This window comes from Marivita hallyeonensis, assembly GCF_900129875.1.
GTDB lineage: Bacteria > Pseudomonadota > Alphaproteobacteria > Rhodobacterales > Rhodobacteraceae > Marivita > Marivita hallyeonensis.
The window spans coordinates 137,197-153,748 of the sequence record NZ_FQXC01000002.1; the positions used below are offsets into that span (position 1 = coordinate 137,197).

A 16,552-nucleotide genomic window follows, 5' to 3' on the forward strand; every position below is an offset into this window, starting at 1 on the left:
GACGAAATATGCCGCCTCCTGTCTGGTCGGGCAGGGACGATTACATGTCGGCGCCCATGACCTTTTCGTCAGCGACCATCTGCTGTGTCTTGGCCAGTTCCGGATCGGACACCAGACCGTATTGCGCCAGCGGGCCGGACGGGTCAGCAAGATCGTCGGAGACGAAGAATTGGGCGAACTCCTTGAGGCCCGGGATCACGCCGATATGCGCTTTCTTGATATAGAAGAAGAGCGGGCGGGAGACCGGATATTCACCGGCGGCAATGGTTTCGGTCGACGGGGCGACGCCCGACATGGTCGCGACCTTCAGCGTGTCGGTATTGTTCTCGTAAAAGGCGAGGCCAAACACGCCGATGCCGTTGGTGTTGGCGTCGATGCGGGCGAGGGTCTCGGTGTAGTCGCCATCGATGTCGACGGACTTGCCGTCCTGCCGGACGTCGAGGCACGCATCCTCTACGTCATCCTCGGACATGCCGCCTGCGATCATCGCTTCCATGGCGCCGGTGGCTTCGCACCCGGCGAGCAGAACCTGTTCTTCGAAGACTTCGCGTGTGCCGTGCTTGGTGCCCGGGATGAACATCGCGATTTCCGCGTCGGGCAGGTCAGCGTTGAACTCGGCCCATGTCTCGTAGGTGTTCTCGACCAGGGCACCGTCTTTCATGACCTGCGCGCCAATGGCGTTGTAGATGTCTGCCGGAACGAACGCGTTGAAGGCCGGGCCGGAATGCTGCGAGGCAAAGACGATGCCGTCATAGCCGATGCGGACTTCGATGATGTCCGTCACGCCGTTTTCGGCGCAGGCGGCAATTTCGCGCTCGCGCATTGCGCGGGATGCGTTTGCGATATCGATGGTGTTTTCGCCAACGCCTTCGCAAAACCGCTTGAGGCCCGCGGAAGAGCCACCGGACTCAACAACCGGGGTCGGGAAATCGGTGTTCTCACCGAAAGCCTCGGCCACGATGGACGCATAGGGAAGGACCGTTGACGACCCGGCGATCTGGACGTTGTCACGCGCCATGGCAGATGTTGCTGAAACTGCTGCGATGGCAGCAGCGGACACAGAGAGTTTCACGGACATGAAGTCAGCTCCTTGGTTTGGAATCTCTCGGCCATCCCCCTGATGACCGTTGGCGCCGGATCTAGTCGCGGTTGACCATGCTTTTGTGACAGTTGCGTAACAGTTTTATGACGCAGGCCCGCGTGCATTGAAGAAATTTGAGTGCTGCCTGCAGGTGCCTGATTTTACATGACTTTCCCAAGTGAATTGACCAAACGTCACGCCGGACAGCGGGACAGCAAGACGTAAGTCCATTCGGCGAAATTAGCCGCTTGCGGCCTTCCACGACGGTCCACGCGCGATCTTGCGAGTCGCTTTGATGTGGAGGTGCCTCAGCGTGGCTTGCGGAATCGAGTTTGAAGATGCAGGACGACAAGCTATCGTTCAAAGGCCGAGATTTGGGAGCCTGCCATGAACGAGATGACCCCGCCGAAACCTGCCTTGAAAGCCAAAGACGCCCCTGATCTTGGGTCGTTTTCCTGGGACGACCCGCTGCGTCTTGCCGATCAACTGACCGAAGACGAGCGCATGATGGCCGACAGCGCGCGCGCCTATGCGCAGGAAAAACTGCAACCCCGGGTGATCGAAGCGTACAACAGTGAAACCGTAGAGCCCGAAATCTTTCGCGAAATGGGTGAAATGGGTCTTCTCGGGATCACCATTCCCGAGGAGTATGGCGGGCTAGGGGCCTCCTATGTGTCTTACGGCCTTGTCGCGCGCGAGATCGAGCGCGTCGATAGCGGCTACAGGTCCATGATGAGTGTGCAATCTAGCCTCGTCATGTACCCGATCTATGCCTACGGAACCGAAGAGCAGCGGCAGAAATACCTCCCGAAACTGGCAAGCGGCGCGTTCATCGGCTGCTTCGGCCTCACAGAACCGGATGCAGGTTCGGATCCCGCCGGGATGAAGACACGCGCCGAGAAAACAGAGAGCGGCTACCGGATCACTGGATCGAAGATGTGGATCTCGAACAGCCCGATTGCCGACGTCTTCGTCGTCTGGGCCAAGTCGGACGCGCATGACGGGAAGATCCGCGGGTTTGTGCTTGAGAAAGGCATGACGGGTCTGAGCGCACCAAAAGTCGGCAACAAGCTGTCGCTGCGCGCGTCTGTGACCGGCGAGATCGTCATGGACGGGGTCGACGTTGGCGAAGATGCTTTGTTGCCGCATGTTCAAGGGCTTAAAGGGCCGTTTGGATGTTTAAACCGCGCGCGTTACGGCATCAGCTGGGGCGTCATGGGTGCCGCTGAGTTCTGCTGGCACGCAGCACGGCAATACGGGCTGGATCGCAAGCAATTCGGCAAGCCCATCGCGCAAACGCAGCTCTTCCAGAAAAAGCTCGCGGACATGCAGACCGAGATCACCTTGGGCCTTCAAGCGTCCTTGCAAGTGGGCCGCCTGATGGACGACGCCAAGGCCGCACCGGAAATGATCTCGATGGTTAAGCGTAACAACTGTGGAAAAGCACTTGATATCGCAAGACTTTCCCGAGACATGCACGGCGGGAACGGGATCTCGGCCGAGTTCCAGGTGATGCGCCATATGGCGAACCTAGAAACGGTGAACACCTACGAAGGGACGCATGACGTACACGCCTTGATCCTGGGACGCGCGCAAACAGGGCTTCAGGCGTTCTTCTGATCTCCAAGACAGCGCTAAGTAAACAACGTGTCACAGGCCGCTGATTTCACAAGAGAAGTGCCTACGCTTCCCGCGTATATTATTCTTATAATCAGTATTATGTAATATAAACTTGCTACTGCGAACAGCATTTAGGGCTTTCGCAGTCGGTCTTGGACAAGGAACGTCTAATCCTGCATGTGCCGTAGGAAAGCGTAGCTACGTCGGACGTAACCCATTAGTGTTAAACAACGTCCGGCGCGCTAGACAAAGCGAAGCCGCGCGCACTAAAAAAAGTTGTAGCTTTGATGTCTTGGTCACGATGACGCCTGTACAAAACGCGGCCCTTTTGGATTTGACCCACGCCAACAGCATTGAGACGCTGTGGGACCTGCATTGTCGGCGTATGGCGAATTTCGGGTTTGACCGGTTGCTCTACGGATTCACGCGTTTCCGCACCGCGACCTCGCTCGGTGATCCGAACGATTTCATCATCCTGTCGAATATCGAATCCGATTACGTCACGCATTTCGTCAATGATGGTCTCTACCGCCAAGCGCCGATGGTGCAATGGGCGCTTGAGAACGACGGCGCGGCAAGCTGGACTGTTCTGCAGATGATGATGGAAAGCGGCACTGTGACCGATGCAGAGCGGCGCATCCTTGCGTTCAATGCAAAACATGGAATTACAGCGGGATACTCGATCAGCTTCCGCAGCCTGTCGGACCGCGCCAAGGGGGCCGTCGCGTTGATTGCGGAACCGGGCATGTCGCAGGCGGATGTGGATGCGGTTTGGGAAAGATCGGGCGAACTCATTCAGCTGATGAACAACATCGTGCATCTGAAGATCCTCACCCTGCCCTATACGCCCCCAAATCAGGCGCTCACCAAGCGCCAGCGTGAAGCTTTGGAATGGGTCGGCGGCGGGAAAACGATGCAGGACATCGCCACGATCATGGGGCTCACACCTGCAACGGTTGAAAAGCATTTGCGTTTGGCGCGACAGGCGCTGAACGTCGACACCACGGCGCAGGCCGTGCTGAAAGCCGCGTTACAGAACCAAATGTTCGTCAGCGACGCCTGAAACCCGAAAAAAGTTGCTTTGGTCAGGAAATCCGGACTTTCTTGACGTTGCGTTAACTGGCAATCTGAAGTTGTTCCGTGAGTGGTGGCAATTACAGCCTAGGAACACGAGGCCCGCATCCGCGCGTATTGTATAGGCTCTGCGGGTCTCACTCAAAGAGCACTGTGTGTTCGGAGATGGTGTGCCTGTCCCGGCTGAGTTTCATCCCGATCCACGATCCGTCGCAGCCACCCCAATGGCGCGACGGGTGTTCGAAAAAAAGCGGCGCTGTCTATTCCGACAGCGCCGCCTTCATGTCTCGTCGGGGATGACTTAGCCCTGAACGGCTTTCGCCACTTCAGCAGCGAAGTCTTCTTCCTTCTTCTCGATGCCTTCGCCGACCTCAAGACGCACAAATCCGGTGATATCGACACCCGCTTCCTTGGCCGCCGCTTCGACGGTCAGGTCGGGGTTGATGACGAAGGACTGACCCAACAGCGTCACTTCGCTGAGGTACTTCTTCATGCGGCCTTCGATCATCTTTTCGATCACCTGCTCGGGCTTGCCCGACTCGCGCGCGATCTCGATCTGGATCTGGCGTTCTTTGTCGATGACGGCCGGATCGAGGTCATCCGCAGACAACGATGCCGGGTTCACGGCGGCGATGTGCATCGCGACCTGCTTGCCGAAGGATTCGTTGTCGCCGGACAGCGCGACCAGCACGCCGATCTTGCCCATGTCATCCGCTGCCGCGTTGTGCACGTAGGACACGACCTGCGTGCCTTCGATCGTTGCCATACGGCGTACGGACATGTTCTCGCCGATGGTGGCGATCTTGTCGGTCAGAACATCCTGAACCGTCTTGCCGCCCATGTCGGAGGTCAGAAGCGAGGCCACGTCCGACGCATTCATCGCCAGCTTTGCGATACCCGCGACCATGGTCTGGAATTCGGCGTTCTTGCCGACGAAATCGGTCTCGGAGTTCACTTCGACCGCGACGCCCTTGTTGCCTTCCACGACGACGGCCACAAGGCCCTCTGCCGCAGTGCGGTCGGACTTCTTCGCGGCCTTGGCCAGACCCTTGGTGCGCAGCCAATCGACGGCTCCGTCCATGTCGCCATCGGTTTCCACCAGCGCTTTCTTGGCATCCATCATGCCCGCGCCGGTCATCTCGCGCAGTTCTTTTACCTGTGCTGCTGTGATCGCCATTTTCGGCTCTCCTCAAATTCAGTTCGGGTTGCGCGGCACATAGGTACGCCGCGCATCATGTTCAAACGAAGGCTCAGCCTTCCTTGTTCTCAAGCTCGAGCGGTGCGTCCTTGGACATCGTGTCGTCATGGACCGCTTCGTCCGATGCGCCGCCGACGGGCATCTCGGACACCGCTTCTTCGACCGGTGCTTCTTCGAGAGCGCCGAGGTCAACGCCGGCAGCGCCCATCTGTGCGGTCATGCCGTCCAGAGCTGCACGGGCTGCGAGATCACAGTAGAGGCTGATCGCACGTGCCGCGTCGTCGTTGCCCGGAATGATGTAGTCCACGCCATCGGGCGAGCAGTTGGTGTCGACGACAGCCACAACCGGGATGCCCAGCTTGTTGGCTTCGGCCACGGCCAGCGCTTCTTTCTTGACGTCGATGACGAAGAGAAGGTCCGGGACACCTCCCATTTCGCGGATACCACCGAGCGAAGCTTGCAGTTTGCCCTGCTCACGCTCCATGCCCAGACGCTCTTTCTTGGTCAGGCCCTCTGCCCCGCCTTCCATCTGCTCATCGATGCTCTTCAGACGGTTGATCGACTGCGACACGGTCTGCCAGTTGGTTAGCGTGCCTCCGAGCCAGCGATGGTTCATGTAGTATTGCGCGCATTTCTCAGCGGCTTCGGCGATCGGCTGCTGCGCCTGGCGCTTGGTGCCGACGAACAGGATGCGGCCGTTCTTGGCGACGGTCTCGCGGATCACGTTCAATGCCGCGTCGAGCATCGGAACGGTCTGCGTCAGGTCCATGATGTGGATGCCATTGCGCGCGCCATAGATGAACTCGCCCATGCGGGGGTTCCAACGCTGCGTCTGGTGGCCGAAGTGAACGCCAGCTTCAAGCAGCTGACGCATGGTGAACTCTGGAAGAGCCATGTGTTGTATCCTTTCCGGTTTCAATCCTCAGCGGGGGTATCAGCCAGATGGCCAACCGGTGGACATTTGGGGATGTCTCCCCCAAAGGCCCGACCCCGCCTGCGGTGTCAGTGGCGCGCGTATAGCGAGAGCACGAACAGGGTGCAAGGCTTTTCGAGAAGCCTTGCAAAGCGGTTTCGGCGGCGCGTCTTCAAGCCTTCCCGATAGGGATTGGATACTCAGAGAAACACCCGCTCCACGAACCAATACGCACCAACCAACGCGATGGACGCGCTGGCGGGGATGGCGACGTAGCGGCGGTATGCTTCAAGTTGATCGACCAGCGTTGCCGATACGGCGCAGAGCACCGACAAAGCAGCCAGTGGCCAGAAGAACACCATGGCGGACGCGCCCATGACCTCCTGGAAGCCGTCGGTGTTCATTGCGATGCCGAGGCCCGTAAAGACAACAGCAAGGACGCCGTAAAGAACCTGAGCCGGTCGTACGTCTGCCTCGCCACGGTCCACCCGAAGTGCGTACCACACGAGGATGAACGCAATCGCGATCACCGTCAGCTGGCCCAGTTCCACGCCGATGTTGAAGCCGATCAGCGCCGGAACCACTTGGCCGTCGGGAAGGCCGAATTCGCCCAGAACCGACGCGAACCCCAAGCCGTGCAAAAGGCCGAAGCCGAAGATCACGAATGGTCGCCAGCGGTGCAGCTTGTCGGACACGATGTTTTCCACCGCAACGTAAACAATGGAAGCCGCGATCAATGGCTCTACGATGCTGCCGGGCACCGAGACAATCCCGAGCACGGCCATCGCCAGTGTCACGGTATGAGCCAGCGTGAAGGATGTGACCTGCCACAAAAGCGGCGTGAACCGCGTGGACAGGAAGAAGAGGCCCAGCACGAAAAGAATGTGATCCAGACCTTTGGGCAGAATATGATCGAACCCAACCGGAATGTACGTGGCAAAGGTCTGCCAGCCGCTGGCTTCATCGCCGCCACCGAGCGCGATCTCACCGCTGCTCTGACCGCCTTCCAGATAGCCGGTATACGGCTCTTCAACGCCTTGCTGGCGCAGGACGAGTGCACCGTATGCTGCGGGCCAGGTCAGGCTTAGTGATTGAGCGCCCGACGGGATTGCCCCGGTCAGGGAAATCACCGTGTCGCGTGGCAATTCGGTATTGCCAACCTCGTCCACCGTGACGTCAGTCACCTGCAGCGCCACAGCCGTATCGCCTGACGTCACATCGAGGCTCTCGGCGAAGGCGGGCATTTTTGGCTGAAGTTCAGCCTGCAATGCTTCCGGTTCCAAGGCGCGAAGGCGATCAACATCGTCGGATGCGTCAAGTTCATCGGTGTTGGTGATGCCATCGAGGCTGACTTCACCTGCCAGCGCTTCGCCGTTGAGTGTGATTGTCAGGGACAGCGTGCCATCCGTAACCTCAAAGTCCGCAATAGCGGGGCGCACCTCGTGGGCCACAACGCTCGTGACCCAAGCAAGACATGCGATGACAGCCCATAGCAGTTTCATTCTGCAATCCTCTTTACACCGATTCCGGTTACTCTGGCTCAATTGAAAGAGGCTTCAAGCGCAAACTCTTCTTTTCGTTGAAAAAGCCGGGGTTAGAGCGCAGTGAGCCCAGTCTGGTAGCGCCGCATTTTCTCTTGATACCCGGTCGCGCTTTTGCGCAGCCCCTCGATGGCGGCGGCATCCAATTCGCGGACAACCTTGCCCGGAGCCCCCATGACCAGCGATCCGTCCGGGATTTCCTTGCCCTCGGTGATCAAGGCCCCTGCCCCGATGAGGCAGTTGTCACCGATTCTCGCGCCGTTCAGGATGATTGCGCCCATGCCGATCAGCGTGTTGTTTCCAATGGTGCAGCCGTGCAGCATCACCTTGTGACCGATCGTACAATTCTCACCAATGACAAGCGGATAGCCCATATCGGTGTGCAGAACGCAGTTTTCCTGAATGTTCGATCCCTGGCCCAAGGTGATCCGTTCGTTATCACCGCGCAGGGTGGCGCAGAACCAGACACTGGCCCCGTCTTCGATGACGACATCACCGATCAGATTGGCATCATCGGCGATCCATGTGTCATCCGCCACCTGCGGAGACACGCCATCCAAAGCGTAAAGCGTCATCTCAAATCCTCGAATTCCTGCTGTAGTTTGCGCACATGATTGACCAGTCCCGGTTGCTGAAGTCGGCGGAGACGGGTTGCTGTCACGATGGTTTTCAGATCCTCGAACGTCCGGTCGAGATCATCGTTGACCAGCACGAAATCATAGCTGCCCCAGTGGCTGATCTCGTCCCAGCTTTTCAGCATCCGCTTTCCGATGGTCTCGGCACTGTCCTGACCGCGGGATTCCAACCTGCGGCGCAATTCGGCGATGGAGGGCGGTAGGATGAAGATCGACAGCGTGTTTGGTCCGAGGGCCGAGTTCACGATCTGCTGCGCACCCTGCCAATCAATGTCAAACAGAACATCACGCCCGTCCTCGATTGCCTCTTCCACCGGTTTGCGCGGGCTTCCGTAGAAATGCCCGAACACATGCGCGTGCTCCAGCATGCCGTCTTGGGCCACTTCGCGCTTGAACGCGTCCTCGCTCAGGAAATGATAGTGTTTTCCATCCACTTCGCCCGGACGAGGGGCACGCGTGGTCGCAGAGACCGAAAACCTGAGCGACGGATCCCAGGCGAGCAGTTGTCGCGACAGCGTGGTTTTGCCCGCGCCCGACGGAGACGAGAGGATGATGAGAAGGCCGCGACGCGTGCTCATGGGTTACTCCACATTCTGGACCTGTTCCCGCATCTGATCGATGACGGACTTCAACTCAAGCCCGATGGCGGTCAGAGGCGCGGACTGCGCTTTTGAACAGAGCGTGTTCGCTTCTCGGTTGAACTCCTGCATCAGGAAATCGAGCTTGCGCCCCACCGCTCCGTCCGCGTCAAGAAGCGCGTGTGCGGCATCCACATGCGCGCGAAGGCGGTCCAGTTCCTCGGTCACGTCCGCCTTGACCGCGATGAGTGCGAGTTCCTGCGCGATGCGCTGCTCGTCGACGCTGTCCTGACCGTCCAGCACGCGCGCCAGTGCGGCGCGCAGACGGTCCTGCTGTTCCGCCTTGCGCGCATCCGCCATCGCGTCGGCCTGCGTGACCAGATCGGCAACCTGCGCAACCTGATTGCGCAGCACGTCGGTCAAGGCGGCACCTTCGCTTTGACGCGACGCGAGAAAGCTTTCCAGAACGGGAACGAAGTCTTGCAGCAGATACGCGCGCACCTCAGCCGGGTCAGCCTGTTGATGCGGGGTATCGAGTACGCCGCGCAAGCTCATCAGATCCGCAGCGCTCGACGCCGTCAGGCTGAGACCGCGCGCCATCGCGTCTTCCTCGATCCGGGCCATCGCGCTCAGAACACGCTCCAACTGTGCCTCGTTCAGATCCTGAACGGCGTCAGTGCCATTGCCGTTGAGCCGCAATGAAACGGTGACGCTTCCCCGGGACAGCCGCTTGGTCAGCAACGCTCGCAGGGCCTGATCGAGCCCCTCGATCCAATCCGGAACGCGGACGCGAATGTCGAGCCCACGGGCGTTCACGCTGCGCAGATCCCATGACCATCCAAGGCCCAGTGCCTCGCCCTGCCCCGATGCAAAGCCTGTCATGGAATTCCGCATAGCCTCTCCCGCGATGGTCGGTTTGTCCGTTCGGTACGCTGTGGCGCCAAGCGATGCAAGCCGCTCTAACGCGGCAAAGCGGTTAACCAATTGTTAAGAATTCAGATCAAGTTGCGCGGGTTTCGTGCGATACCGAGGTGGGTGAGATCACATGGGGGTGCGATATGTTCGGCAATCCGCTGCTGGAAACAGTTCTGACGCAACATCAGGAACGCGCTGTGCAGGCCGTCGACCGCTACTGGCATCAGCTTGCGGCGGGACGCGGTGTGGCGAAGCGGTCGGCCATCGACCCAAGCGTTATACAGGACGCGTTGGAATACGCCTTTGTCGGCGAACGTTTGTCCGAAGGGCACGCGCGGGTGCGTGTTGCGGGCGGGGCCTTGATCGCGGTTGCGGATATGGAGGTCGCTGGCATGCCCTTGGCCGTCATGATCGCCCCGAAAGACCGCGCGAAATTCACGGATCGCGTGGCACATGTTTTCGATGATCCGGCGATTGTCACACTTGGATTGACGGGCGACGTCAAGTTCGGTCAGCCGCCTTTGTCCGCGCAATTGCGTCTTTATCCTTTGACCGATGATCAGGGCCGTGTGACCCGGATGATGGGGACCTTCGTGACGGTCGGTCGGATCGGTTCGTCGCCACGGCGGTTCACGATAGAAGATGCGCAGACAGAGCCGGTGCGCGAGACTGCGCCACAGGCCTCACGACCCGGCATTTCGCGCGGCCATCTGCGACTGGTGGTTTCAAACGCATAAGGGCGGACCGAAGCCCGCCCTTTCAATTCGTCTGGCCCGACGGGTCAGCCCGCTTTTGCGGCCGCCTCTGCTTCGCGTCGTGCGGTCAGCTCTTCGGCCACGAGGAACGCCAGTTCAAGCGACTGGGACGCGTTGAGACGCGGGTCGCAGGCTGTGTGGTAGCGGTCGCTCAGATCCTCTTCGCTCACCGCCCGGACACCTCCGGTGCATTCGGTCACATCTTGACCGGTCATCTCGAAATGCACACCACCAGGAACAGTGCCTTCGGCGTTGTGCACCGCGAAGAAGTCTTTCACTTCGCGCAGAACGCTCTCGAACGGGCGCGTCTTGTAGCCGGTGGACGATTTGATCGTGTTGCCGTGCATCGGGTCGCAGACCCAGGTTACGTTGGCACCTTCCTCGGCCACGGCCTTGACGAGACGCGGCAGGTGCTCTCCGACCTTGCCAGCGCCGAAGCGCGCGATCAGCGTGAGCTTGCCCGCCTCGTTGTCGGGGTTCAGCTTGGACATGAGCACCTTCAGATCTTCAGCGGTTGTCGTCGGTCCGCATTTGAGCCCAACAGGGTTCAGAACACCGCGCGCGAATTCCACGTGCGCGCCGTCAGGCTGCCGCGTGCGGTCGCCGATCCAGATCATGTGACCGGAACCCGCCAGCCACTTGCCCGAGGTCGAATCCTGACGGGTCAGCGCCTCTTCATACTCCAAGAGAAGCGATTCATGGCTGGTGTAGAAGTCCACCGTCTGAAGCGACGGTTCGCGATCGGAATCGAGACCCGCCGCCTTCATGAAGTCGAGCGTGTCGCTGATCCGGTTCGCCATATCGCGGTACTTCTCGGATTCCTCGCGATCCGTGAAGCCCAGCGTCCAGGCATGCACCTGATGCACATCTGCGTAACCGCCGGTCGAGAACGCGCGCAAGAGGTTCAGCGTCGCGGCGGCCTGTGTGTAGGCCTGCAGCATTTTCGCCGGATCGGGAATACGCGCCTCTGGCGTGAAGGCCAGTTCATTGATGATGTCACCACGGTAGCTGGGCAGTTCCACACCATCCACGACCTCGGTCGGGGCCGAGCGCGGCTTGGCGAATTGGCCGGCCATGCGGCCCACCTTGACCACCGGCACCTTGGCGCCGAAGGTCAGCACCATCGCCATCTGCAGCATCACCTTGAACGTGTCGCGGATGGCGTTCGCGCTGAATTGATCGAACGCCTCGGCGCAGTCGCCGCCTTGAAGCAGGAACGCTTCACCGCGTCCAGCCGCGCCCAATTCCCGTTTCAGCTTCCGCGCTTCGCCTGCAAAAACGAGCGGCGGATATTTGGAAAGCTGGGCTTCGACGGCCTCCAGCTTTTCTGCATCCTGATAGTCAGGCATCTGCACCCGCGGTTTCGCGCGCCAGCCTGATTTTTGCCACTCGGTCATTGTCTTTACTCCGGTAGATCCATGGTCGTTAGCGTTAGCGGGCCGTCTATACCGAACCCGGCACGGTCTGACCATATGCGAAATCACCCCTAGTGCTTGACCCAGCCTGCCACTTCTGCCCATTTGGCAGGCAAGGTGCCGCAGAGCACGTCGGAAGGAACGCCACGCATGCTACCAACACGTCAGACCGTTGAAGTGGAGACCGTTCCCAAACGACCGCGTCGTTTCGTGTTTGTGCTTTTGCCCGAATTCACCATGCTTTGCTTTTCCGCCGCTGTGGAATCCCTGCGCATCGCCAACCGGATGGCGAACCGGCCGCTGTATGACTGGAAGATCATCGGAGAGGGCGGAGATGAAGTCCGCTGTTCCGCCGGTGTCTCTTTTCGGTTGGACGCCGATCTCGTCGAACTGAACCGAGACGACGTCATCTTGGTCTGCGGCGGCATCGACGTGCAGTCGGCCACCACCAAGAAGACCATCAATTGGCTGCGTCGTGAAGCGCGCCGCGGATTGGTCATCGGGGGTTTGTGCACAGCGGCCTTTTCGCTCGCCACGGCTGGGTTGCTCGACAACAAACGCGCCACGATCCATTGGGAAAACCAGGACAGTTTCTCCGAGGAGTTCCCCGAGGTGGAGCTGACCAAGTCGATCTTTGTGGTCGACGGCAACCGGATCACCACGGCGGGCGGCACGGCCTCCGTCGACCTGATGCTGAAGATCATCGCCGACGATCATGGAGAAGAACTTGCCGGCGCGGTGGCGGACCAGCTGATCTACAACTCCATCCGGACAGATCAGGACACCCAGCGTTTGTCGGTGCCGACGCGCATCGGGGTGCGGCATCCGAAGCTGTCCAAGGTTATCCAGATGATGGAGCAGAATATCGAGGAGCCGATCAGCCCCTCCATCCTCGCCCAACAGGTCGGCATGTCCACCAGGCAGTTGGAGCGGCTGTTCCGTCGCTACCTGAAACGGTCTCCCAAGCGCTATTACATGGAACTGCGCTTGCAGAAGGCGCGAAACCTCCTGATGCAGACCGACATGAGCGTGATCAACGTGGCCCTCGCCTGTGGCTTTGCCTCACCGTCGCATTTTTCGAAATGCTACCGCGCCCATTACGAGACGACGCCGTACCGTGAACGCGGCGCACATGCGTCGCGCCTGTCTGTCTGAGAGGAAAGACGCCGTTTGAACCGGCTTTTGATCTGCATCAGCGCGCCGTCGGGTGCGATTGTCTAAACTTCTCCTCAACGGATCGTCGTGGGGAGGACCAATCATGATCACATTGGACGACATCGAAGACATGACCTGCCTGAATCGGGCGGAGATCGAAGCGATTGCAGAGCACGAGAACCTGCCGGCCGTGAACGCGTCGGCTTTGGCGGATTACATGATGCACCTGCATCATGGGCCACAGCAGGTGCAGCAGATGATTTGCGAAGACATCCGGTCCGCGCTGCATGCGGACAATGTTGCCCATGCGAAAGAACTCTACGCGGTGCTGCACGCGTTTCTGAAAGACCATCCCGAGGCGATCCGTGGGGTCTCGGAAACCTGAGATCTGCTGAAAATTTAGGCAGTCGACCGGAGCAAGCGCGACGAAACCGCCGATCTACGCACTCGGTTGCTTGAAGTCAGAGACATCGATGCCAAAGCACACCGTAACCTACCACCGATATCGAATGCCAACGCGAGGGAACCATGCCAAAGGCCACTTCAAAGACCACCGCCGCACCTGACATGTCCAAATCCGTGAATGCGATGCAGGCCATGTCCTTTCTGGCGCCATTGATTGCGCCTCAGATCAAGCAATTCTGGGATACGCAGGAGAAGGTGCTGGACGAAACACAACGCTTCACACAGCACTGGTTCGAGCGCCGCCATGCCGCCGTGCGGAGCAGTCTGGACACGGCCCGCAGCGTGACCACGGGTGGCATATCCAACCCGATGACGGCCATCTCGATGCTGACGGACTGGCAGCGTCACTCGGCTGAACGCATGGCCGAAGATGCTCGCGAATGGTTCGAAACCATGTCCCGTTGCGCCGAATACGCCGTCAATACCGAGAAAAACACGCTCGACGAGACGATGACCGAAGCCGCCGATCTGGCGCGCAAAGTCACGAAATCGGCGAAGTCAGAGCCGGTTTAAGGCGCAGTTCTCAAGAAAAAGCGGCCCTGCGAGGTGTGCCTCGCCGGGCCAACTTGTTTGCGGATGCACTCCATCAGGACGACGGCGCCGACATCCGATACAACGCCCCGTTGCCAACGCTGAGGAACCACAGATCACCGTTCGGCCCTTGCCGGATATCGCGGACGCGTTGTGTGCTATCGCCCTGGATCTGTTCAACTTCGCGGAGCGGTGATCCGTCGAGGCGGGCGATGTAGTCGAATTTCAGTGATCCGACAAACATGTCGCCGTCCCAGCTGCGCACCGGACCATCGTTGTAGAACGCCATGCCCGACGGCGCGATGGACGGGTCCCAATAGGTCACGGGTTGTTCCATGCCCGGTTTTGACGTGCCCTCGCCGATAGAGCGGCCGGAATAGTGACGCCCGTAGGCGATCACGGGCCAGCCATAGTTCGCGCCTTTCTCGACGCGGTTTACCTCGTCCCCGCCGCGCGCGCCGTGTTCGTTGACCCAGAACTGACCGTTTTCATCAAATGCTGCACCTTGCGGGTTGCGGTGGCCGTAGGACCAAATCTCGGGCTGTACGCCTTCGGTGTTCACAAACGGATTGTCGGTCGGCACGCTGCCATCCTTGTTGATCCGCAGAACGGAGCCGTTGTGCACGCTGCGATCCTGCGCGGAGGGGCGGTCGCCCCGGTCTCCGACCGTCAGGAACAGCGTACCATCCGGGGCCTCGGCAATGCGGGATCCGAAATGACGCCCGCCGCTGGACCCAGGTGCGATCTGAAAAATCACCTCGACATTGGTCAAGGCCGTCTCATCCGCTGACAGGCGGGCTTTCGTCACGGCAGTTCCGCTGCCGCGGCCCTGTCGGATGGCATGGGTAAAAAACAGTTCGCGGCTCTGCGCGAAATCCCGCGGCACCAACACGTCGAGCAGCCCGCCCTGCCCGTCCGCATAGGCATTCGGCGGATTGCGTAGTTGAACCGAACCCTCGCCCGGAGTGATCAGAAGAACATCGCCACGTCGTTCGGTCAGGACAATTTTACCGTTTGGTAAAAAACCGAAAGCCCAAGGCGTGTCGAGCCCGGTGACAATAGCAGAGGCCTGCATCGCGCCTGCCTGTGTCTGAAGCGTCTCGGACGTGACTTGCGCAGCACACAGCGCGGGTGTGACAGCCAGAAGGACGGTAAACGACAAACTCCGCAGGCTTAGCATGACTCAATCTCCTGTTTCAGCGCTCCTGACCTATGAATATGGAGGGCATTTAGGTGCCGACAACGACGGCGACGCAGACGTGAACAGCACCGTCGTTGCGTCAAGAGCGGGAGGAAAAGCCAATTCCTGTACGTAAGCGATTGTTTTTCCACGGCTCCACGTCGTGCCTCATAGAGCGGAGAGGGCTTTTCTTTTTTCCCCGGCAACTCTAATCTCGCGGCAGAACACGCGAGATGTTCCAACACGGGAGTGAATCATGAAAAAACTGCTGACAGCCACTGCGGCTGGCGCGTTGATGGCGGGTGCTGCGATTGCAGGAAGCCATTCCAACGAAATCAAGATGGGGATCATCCTGGGCTTCACCGGTCCCATTGAATCCCTGACCCCGGCGATGGCCGCTGGTGCCGAAATGGCGATGGCTGAAGTCACCGAAAGCGGCAAACTGCTGGACGGAGCAACGGTCACACCGGTGCGCGCGGACTCCACCTGCGTGGACAGCGCGGCGGCCACGGCGGCAGCCGAGCGTCTGATCACCAGCGACGGCATCAAGGGCATGATGGGCCCCGATTGCTCGGGCGTGACAGGTGCGGTTCTGGCCAACGTGTCGGTGCCGAACGGCATGGTGATGATTTCGCCCTCTGCGACGTCCCCTGCCCTGACAGCGGCCGAAGACAACGGTCTCTTCTTCCGCACCGCGCCGTCTGATGCGCGTCAGGGCGAAGTCCTGGCGAACATCCTGATTGAAAAAGGCATCACCAGCGCGGCTGTAACCTATACCAACAACGACTACGGCAAGGGTTTCGCGGATGCGTTCCAGGCGTCCTATGAAGCCGCTGGCGGTTCTGTGACGCTCTCTGCGCCGCATGAAGATGGCAAGGCCGACTACTCGGCCGAAGTGGGTGCTCTGGCCTCTGCCGGTGGCGACGCGCTTGTCGTGTTGGGCTATGTCGATCAGGGCGGCGCTGGCGTCATCCAAGGCGCGCTCGACACAGGTGCCTTCGACATGTTCGCGATGGGCGACGGCATGATCGGTGACGCGCTGACCGAGCGTTTCGGATCTGACATCGACGGCATGATCGGCACGGCGCCGGGTTCCGACAACGCAGGAGCCGCGATGTTCGCTGAAATGGCGACGGCGGCTGGGATCGACGGCACATCCGTTTACGCGGGCGAGTCCTACGATGCGGCGGCGCTGAAGCTTCTGGCGATGGCAGCGGCGGGCTCTTCCGAGCCTGCGGATTACGCTTCGCACATCTTCCACGTGGCCAATGCACCGGGCGAACCGATCCTGCCGGGTGAACTGGACAAGGCGCTTGAGATCATCGCCGGTGGCGGTGACGTCGACTACCAGGGCGCGACGGGTGTTGAGCTGGTCGAGCCGGGTGAAGCTGCCGGATCCTATGCCGAGTACACGGTCGAGAACGGCGCATTGACGGTGGTCGGTTACCGCTGATTTGACTTGACATGACGACACAGGCGGCGCGGGTTTCCCGCGC

The 16,552-nt window shown here is 59.9% G+C and carries 16 protein-coding genes; 7 read left to right on the forward strand and 9 right to left on the reverse strand.

The window, feature by feature from the left end; genetic code table 11:
- Nucleotides 1-40: 40 nt before the first annotated feature.
- A complete protein-coding gene (locus tag BUA42_RS06300) occupies nucleotides 41-1,078 on the reverse strand; it encodes a substrate-binding domain-containing protein (RefSeq protein ID WP_072776880.1) in 1,038 nt (345 codons plus the stop codon).
- 399 nt (nucleotides 1,079-1,477) lie between these two features.
- On the opposite strand from BUA42_RS06300, the gene BUA42_RS06305 reads away from it, so the two are divergent.
- Nucleotides 1,478-2,701 (forward strand): acyl-CoA dehydrogenase, encoded by a 1,224-nt coding sequence (locus tag BUA42_RS06305; protein ID WP_072777442.1) that lies wholly within the window; start codon nucleotides 1,478-1,480, stop codon nucleotides 2,699-2,701.
- A gap of 301 nt (nucleotides 2,702-3,002) precedes the next feature.
- Nucleotides 3,003-3,764 carry a LuxR family transcriptional regulator gene (locus tag BUA42_RS06310; protein WP_072776881.1) on the forward strand — a complete coding sequence of 254 codons (762 nt, stop codon included), beginning with the start codon at nucleotides 3,003-3,005 and terminating at the stop codon, nucleotides 3,762-3,764.
- Nucleotides 3,765-4,076: 312 nt separating this feature from the next.
- Here BUA42_RS06310 and tsf read toward each other — a convergent pair whose 3' ends face one another.
- The 6 genes from tsf to BUA42_RS06340 all read right to left on the reverse strand — a co-directional run bounded on the left by tsf (nucleotide 4,077) and on the right by BUA42_RS06340 (nucleotide 9,522).
- Nucleotides 4,077-4,952: a translation elongation factor Ts gene (gene tsf, locus BUA42_RS06315; RefSeq protein ID WP_072776882.1), complete on the reverse strand. Its 876-nt coding sequence runs from the start codon at nucleotides 4,950-4,952 to the stop codon at nucleotides 4,077-4,079.
- A 73-nt stretch (nucleotides 4,953-5,025) separates the two neighbouring features.
- Nucleotides 5,026-5,868 (reverse strand): 30S ribosomal protein S2, encoded by an 843-nt coding sequence (rpsB, locus tag BUA42_RS06320; protein WP_072776883.1) that lies wholly within the window; start codon nucleotides 5,866-5,868, stop codon nucleotides 5,026-5,028.
- Nucleotides 5,869-6,086: 218 nt separating this feature from the next.
- Nucleotides 6,087-7,388, reverse strand: coding sequence for a HupE/UreJ family protein (locus tag BUA42_RS06325; RefSeq protein WP_072776884.1), 1,302 nt, complete (start codon nucleotides 7,386-7,388; stop codon nucleotides 6,087-6,089).
- A gap of 92 nt (nucleotides 7,389-7,480) precedes the next feature.
- Nucleotides 7,481-8,002 (reverse strand): gamma carbonic anhydrase family protein, encoded by a 522-nt coding sequence (locus tag BUA42_RS06330; protein ID WP_072776885.1) that lies wholly within the window; start codon nucleotides 8,000-8,002, stop codon nucleotides 7,481-7,483.
- Nucleotides 7,999-8,640 carry a guanylate kinase gene (gene gmk, locus BUA42_RS06335; protein WP_072776886.1) on the reverse strand — a complete coding sequence of 214 codons (642 nt, stop codon included), beginning with the start codon at nucleotides 8,638-8,640 and terminating at the stop codon, nucleotides 7,999-8,001. The genes BUA42_RS06330 and gmk overlap by 4 nt, the downstream gene beginning before the upstream one ends.
- 3 nt (nucleotides 8,641-8,643) lie before the next feature.
- Nucleotides 8,644-9,522 carry a YicC/YloC family endoribonuclease gene (locus BUA42_RS06340; protein WP_245818966.1) on the reverse strand — a complete coding sequence of 293 codons (879 nt, stop codon included), beginning with the start codon at nucleotides 9,520-9,522 and terminating at the stop codon, nucleotides 8,644-8,646.
- Between the two features lie 149 nt (nucleotides 9,523-9,671).
- Here BUA42_RS06340 and BUA42_RS06345 point away from each other — a divergent pair, with 149 nt between their 5' ends.
- Nucleotides 9,672-10,292, forward strand: a complete 621-nt coding sequence (locus BUA42_RS06345) for a PAS domain-containing protein (RefSeq protein ID WP_178346865.1) — start codon at nucleotides 9,672-9,674, stop codon at nucleotides 10,290-10,292.
- 44 nt (nucleotides 10,293-10,336) lie between these two features.
- On the opposite strand, the gene BUA42_RS06350 is transcribed toward BUA42_RS06345, so the two are convergent.
- The gene (locus BUA42_RS06350) at nucleotides 10,337-11,707 is read right to left on the reverse strand and encodes a class II 3-deoxy-7-phosphoheptulonate synthase (protein ID WP_072776889.1); all 1,371 of its coding nucleotides are present in this window, start codon (nucleotides 11,705-11,707) and stop codon (nucleotides 10,337-10,339) included.
- A gap of 168 nt (nucleotides 11,708-11,875) precedes the next feature.
- On the opposite strand from BUA42_RS06350, the gene BUA42_RS06355 reads away from it, so the two are divergent.
- The 3 genes from BUA42_RS06355 to BUA42_RS06365 all read left to right on the forward strand — a co-directional run bounded on the left by BUA42_RS06355 (nucleotide 11,876) and on the right by BUA42_RS06365 (nucleotide 13,858).
- Nucleotides 11,876-12,880 carry a GlxA family transcriptional regulator gene (locus tag BUA42_RS06355; protein ID WP_072776890.1) on the forward strand — a complete coding sequence of 335 codons (1,005 nt, stop codon included), beginning with the start codon at nucleotides 11,876-11,878 and terminating at the stop codon, nucleotides 12,878-12,880.
- Between the two features lie 103 nt (nucleotides 12,881-12,983).
- Nucleotides 12,984-13,265 (forward strand): hypothetical protein, encoded by a 282-nt coding sequence (locus tag BUA42_RS06360; RefSeq protein WP_072776891.1) that lies wholly within the window; start codon nucleotides 12,984-12,986, stop codon nucleotides 13,263-13,265.
- Between the two features lie 143 nt (nucleotides 13,266-13,408).
- On the forward strand, nucleotides 13,409-13,858 hold the full coding sequence (locus BUA42_RS06365; RefSeq protein WP_072776892.1) for a hypothetical protein: 450 nt from the start codon (nucleotides 13,409-13,411) through the stop codon (nucleotides 13,856-13,858).
- Nucleotides 13,859-13,931: 73 nt separating this feature from the next.
- On the opposite strand, the gene BUA42_RS06370 is transcribed toward BUA42_RS06365, so the two are convergent.
- Nucleotides 13,932-15,056 carry a PQQ-dependent sugar dehydrogenase gene (locus BUA42_RS06370; RefSeq protein WP_072776893.1) on the reverse strand — a complete coding sequence of 375 codons (1,125 nt, stop codon included), beginning with the start codon at nucleotides 15,054-15,056 and terminating at the stop codon, nucleotides 13,932-13,934.
- A 256-nt stretch (nucleotides 15,057-15,312) separates the two neighbouring features.
- On the opposite strand from BUA42_RS06370, the gene BUA42_RS06375 reads away from it, so the two are divergent.
- Nucleotides 15,313-16,509: an ABC transporter substrate-binding protein gene (locus tag BUA42_RS06375; RefSeq protein ID WP_072776894.1), complete on the forward strand. Its 1,197-nt coding sequence runs from the start codon at nucleotides 15,313-15,315 to the stop codon at nucleotides 16,507-16,509.
- Nucleotides 16,510-16,552 lie beyond the last annotated feature (43 nt).